Here is a 1,839-nt window from a genome sequence, read left to right as displayed (position 1 = left end):
GTGACCGAACGTATCGCGCGGGCGTCGAGCGTGTCCTTCTTCGAAGACCTCGGCGTGCAGATGTCGATCCACTCGACGCTCGTGAGCTACCTGGAACGCCTGGTCTGGCTCACCACGGGCCACTACGGTCGCGAGGGCACGGCCAACGCCTTCGTCCCCCTGCTCGCGCTGTCCAACGCCAACAAGGGCAAGGTGACCCGAGCCAAGACGCGCACTGCCGCGGTGAGCCCGGTGGCGGGCGCCAAGATCATCACCGGCCTGATTCCGTGCAACGTGATCCCCGAGGAGATCCTCACCGACCACCCGAATCGCTACCGCGCCATGATCATCCAGAGCGGCAATCCCGTGCATTCGCTGGCGGACAGCCAACGCATGCGTGAGGCGATTCGCTCGCTCGAGTTCTCCGTGGCGATCGACGTGGCCATGACCGAGACGGCGCGCGAGGTCGACTACGTCCTGCCCTCGACGAGCCAGTTCGAAAAGGCGGAGGCGACCTTCTTCAACCTGGAGTTCCCCGACAACGCCTTCCATCTGCGCCAACCACTCTTCACTCCCGCAGAGGGGCCGCTGGACGAAGGGGAGATGGTGGCGCGCTTGCTGGAGGCGATGGGGGAACTTAAATCTCGGGACTACGGCGTCCTGCGCCTCGCTGCCAAGGCCGGGCTCACCGCCTTCACCGGAGCGTTTGTGGCCAAGACAGCCACCACGCCGCGACTGATGAAGTACGCCGCCCCCCTGCTCTACCGCACGCTCGGACCCGCTCTGCCCAAGGGCATGGCGATGGCCGCCGTGGTGTGGGGCTTGTGCCAAACCTATCTGCGCAGCGCCCCGCAAGCAGCCGCTCGCGCGGGGTTCACAGGCCCTGCCCCGTTGGCAGCAAACCGGCTCTTCAAGACGATGGTCGGCTCACCCTCGGGAGTCATCTACGCGCGCAGCACCTTTGAAGAGAGTTGGGCTGCCGTGCGCCGCGACGAGCATCGTATCAACCTGCATATCCCGGAGTTGCTCGATCGCCTCGACGAGGCGCTCGCCGAGGTGCCCTCGAAGGACTCGGCTTACCCCTACGTGCTCAGCGCGGGCGAGCGACGCAGCGACACGGCCAACACCGCTGTACGTGACACGGCCTGGCACACGAAGGGGCTGTACGGTGCCCTGCGCATGAGCCCGGCGGACGCGGACTCGATCGGCTGCCAGACGGGCGACACGGTGAAGCTCAGCACCCGTCGCGCGAGCGCCGAGGTGGTGATCGAGGTGAGCGACATGATGATGCCGGGCCACATCTCCCTGCCCAACGGCACAGGCGTCCACTACCGCGACGCAAGCGGCCACCCATCGATGCGCGGCGTCGCCCCCAACGAATTCACCGACGCGAACCTGCGTGACTTCCTGGCCGGTACCCCCTGGCATAAGCACGTGAGAGCGAAGCTGGAGAGGGTGGAGGCGGAGGACTGAGGCCTCGATCGCATATGTTCATGTCCGCGGCGTACGGCACCTGATAGGACTGCACTCGGCCTGGGTCGGTGATCACGAGCGCGGCACGAAACGTGGAACGGGGATTTGTGTCAGAGCGCACGAAGAGACGGATGCGAAGGGGGGCACGAGGTGGGTGATAAGCTCGCTTGGTCTGAAGGTGCAGGAGCCCCCCCTATGCGAACGTTTTTCGTCTTGTTGATGCTGGTGGGAACGCAGGCGTACGCCAGCACCCCGGCTACGCAAGACTCAGCCGGCGTCGCGCACGAGGTGCAGGAGGCGTTCCGTCGCTTCGAAACCAACCTCAACCGGGGCGACTACGCCGCCGCGCTCGCCTTCTACGCTGACGACCCTCGCTTCGTCGCCTAC

2 protein-coding genes are annotated in these 1,839 nt (G+C 65.9%); both read left to right on the top strand.

What is annotated here, in order from left to right; genetic code table 11:
* A partial coding sequence (locus tag AAF184_25855) for a molybdopterin dinucleotide binding domain-containing protein (GenBank protein ID MEO0425781.1) occupies nt 1-1,452 on the top strand: 1,452 nt, incomplete at its 5' end.
* A gap of 195 nt (nt 1,453-1,647) precedes the next feature.
* Nucleotides 1,648-1,839: hypothetical protein (locus tag AAF184_25850; protein MEO0425780.1), on the top strand; the 192-nt coding region annotated here is incomplete at its 3' end.

This window comes from Pseudomonadota bacterium (assembly GCA_039815145.1).
In the GTDB taxonomy this organism is placed as follows: Bacteria; Pseudomonadota; Gammaproteobacteria; order Steroidobacterales; family JBCBZW01; genus JBCBZW01.
Note: the sequence above shows the minus strand (reverse complement) of the source record. Positions and strands in the feature narration are given on the sequence as shown.